General features: G+C 36.9%; 2 protein-coding genes and 1 pseudogene. 1 reads left to right on the top strand and 2 read right to left on the bottom strand.

The window, feature by feature from the left end; all coding sequences use genetic code 11:
• Positions 1–172 (top strand): annotated as a pseudogene (locus I1A59_RS09230) (IS200/IS605 family transposase); the annotation flags it as partial.
• 243 nt (positions 173–415) lie between these two features.
• Here I1A59_RS09230 and I1A59_RS09235 read toward each other — a convergent pair.
• Both I1A59_RS09235 and I1A59_RS09240 read right to left on the bottom strand, forming a co-directional pair.
• Positions 416–1,330, bottom strand: coding sequence for a helix-turn-helix transcriptional regulator (locus tag I1A59_RS09235; RefSeq protein WP_196092468.1), 915 nt, complete (start codon positions 1,328–1,330; stop codon positions 416–418).
• Between the two features lie 33 nt (positions 1,331–1,363).
• The gene (locus tag I1A59_RS09240) at positions 1,364–2,533 is read right to left on the bottom strand and encodes a hypothetical protein (RefSeq protein WP_196092469.1); all 1,170 of its coding nucleotides are present in this window, start codon (positions 2,531–2,533) and stop codon (positions 1,364–1,366) included.
• Positions 2,534–2,903 lie beyond the last annotated feature (370 nt).

The raw sequence follows: 2,903 nt of genomic DNA on the forward strand, positions 1-2,903 counted from the left end.
TGGCAATAGAAAATTCTGGTGTAGAGGGTATTACGTAGACACAGTTGGTAGGAATCAGAAGCGAATAGAAGAATATATTCGTAATCAATTACAAGATGACGTGATAGCGGACCAATTAAGCATATTCGAGGAGTACGATCCATTCACGGGTCAGAAAAATATAAGGAAGTAGAACAGAAAGGGACCCGCTAGCCGGGTCAGCTGGAGAAGTGGTGCATAAGGGAGACCATTCGGACAAGCCTTTAGGTTTTGGCCGGTAATAGAGGCTTTCAGCCGAAGAACAAACCACCCGTTTTTACGGGTGGTTTTGATTAAGTTAGGTATGAATAATTTGGCTTAATGGGATTTTAAAGATAGTAAGACTTGAAAAGTTTCCAAAAATGATGATAGCGCTTGTTTGTGTTGTCAGATTCTATTATTCCTCAATTAATGGTATCCCCGTATTATTGTTTTCCTCAAAAGTCTTAATAAACAAGTGTTTGCTTTCTTGAAGGTCGCTACTAACATTAAGGACGAGCGGATTATCCAATAAATCTAAAACCAACCGTCCTAAGCGAATACCTTCTAGGTCATTTTTTCTTAAGAGATGATGAGTTTTTTGAATGTAATAGTAGATTACAATCTGAAGTGGAATTAAGCCCCCTTTTTTCTTAAGAATTTCATCGAATTCTTTGATGAAATCATCTACTTTTTTCAAGAATCCCAAATTGGATAAAGTTCCAACAAGAGTTGTTAAATGAATGGTAATATAGTAAAAATCTTGGTCTGCTGTGGTAGTTTTAGCAAAATCTAGGATATCTTCAGCATCCTGCAATAGTTCAGATAAAGGACGTTTGCGAAGACTAGTTGTCAGCAAATCTTTCTCCAAGGTGTTTCTATAGGGAAATGAGATGTGAGAGATTTTCTTTTTAAAGTCATCAGAAAGCTCAGAAGACATTTGACTTTTTCCATATAGCATAATAGGAATCAAGTTATCCAATAGATTGTCTTTTAGAGGTTTATTATCGTGTAAAAATGGATCTAATTCTTTACGGAAAGTAGGTAGTAGATTTTTCCGAGTTACACCAGATGTTTCAATATTGTAGAAGATGTTCATCACTTGGTCAACGCCATCGGCGTCTCTGGAAAATCGGATAGCAAAGTCTGTGAAGGAAACACCGATTGAAATAAGTAACCGTGTGAATTTTTCCATGGAAATATTCTTTTTACCATTTTCAAATTGGCTAAGTAGCTGAGGTGAAACGATTTCACCTGCAGCTTCTTTCAGGCTTAAATTCCTTGCGACTCGAAACTCTTTAAATATTGGACCAAAAGGGTATAGTTCATTCACGAGGAGCTCCTTTCCATTTATAAGCACTGTTTCTTATTCAAAAAGTGAACCGAGGCCATCGAATAATTCCTCAGAATTTTCACTAATAGCATCTGTAACTGCTGAAACCGCGGAGGATCCTAATTCATTCAGTGAATTTTTAATAGGTTCAAATCCTGCTTGATAGGCACTTGTAAGTGTTTTATCAAGAACAAACAGAATAAGAGCAAACACGGCTAAAGAAATGAGCGCATTATAAAAAGGATTAAATCGTGTTAAGTTTTTATGGAAATTTCCAGTATAGTTAACAAGCAGAACGCCAAAACCAATAATGGTAACTAGACAAATTAGCCCGAAATAAATGCTGATACTTCCCATCTGCGGATTTTCAGCAGCTAGAAATGAAATGCCTGCGATTCCGGTAAAGGGACTTCCTCCCGTTGTTCCAAGCCCAGCAAGTGCTGAAATTAAATTGTTAAAGTCAAGCGGTAGACTTGAGGGGATCAAGAAACTAATGAAAAGACCAAAAAGATTTAGGGTCGCTAATAGAGGAGTGAAGGATAAGGATTTCCCTAAACGCTCTAGCAAAGATACATTAGAGTTTTGAGCTTGTTTTTGAAATAAGTGGGGTAAAAGTGCGAGTAGAAAATAACCAGAAAAATAGATTAGAGAAAAAATCAAAACTCCTCTAAGACCAAATCCTGCAGAAATAGATCCCTGAACAGTTCCAATAATTTCACCCACAAGTGACGAGAGGCTATTTCCATTAATGGAAGGATTAACAAGGGAAGAGAAGAAACGAAGATAGAAGTTACTGTATCCTCCTCCGATAAATAGGGATGCTAGAGATAAGGTGATTAATCCGAACTGGAGATGAGAGTCAGCAGATTGGTATTGAGGTTTTTTGAGATTGTCTATAAACCAGGATAAATAGCTGCTTCCCTGGGCTTTAAAACTATTTAGGGATTGTGTGGTTTCTGAATTGAGTTTATCTAATGGGTGAATTGATGACTCAATATTGACTTGAGGGGATTCAATATTTGCTGAAGTTGATGCATTAAATGGTTCATCTAGTGAAGAAGTTGTTGGTTGAGGTGATGTAGAAGTTAGAGCATCCTGTGTGATGATGAATTCCCTTGCAGTCAATGCAGCGGTATATTCTTGCGGTGTTGGCGGTCGCCCATTAACGGCTTCAAAGTATTCCATCCAATCTTTTTGATTCATAAAGAAACTCCTGTTAAAAATCATTTTGTCACAATAGTTAGTGTTTTCTATTAGTGCTACATTATATTATACGCCTTGAACTGTTCATGTAAACAGTGTTTAAACCAATGGTGTATAAGTGAATCTGAATGAAGTGATTTAGACTAAAAATTAACTACTGGTTAACGGACAAAAACTAAAACTCCAAGCAGGCTTCGCCTGCTAACTCATGACGGAAAATTAGTTTAGGTATATAATAAAGATGAGCAATACAAATCCGTAAGTTTATTAGGGCTTTGCCGAGCCTGTAACTAAAACTGGATGAATAAGAGTCATGAGATAACTCGAATACGCCTTGAGCGTGAAAATAAAATTACAAAACAGCCTCTTA

The organism is Streptococcus sp. NLN76, from assembly GCF_015686645.1.
Lineage (GTDB): Bacteria > Bacillota > Bacilli > Lactobacillales > Streptococcaceae > Streptococcus.

Coding starts and splice junctions, on each gene's coding strand:
- I1A59_RS09240 (WP_196092469.1), bottom strand. CDS start 2,533: ATGAATCAAAAAGATTGGATGGAATACTTTGAAGCCGTTAATGGGCGA.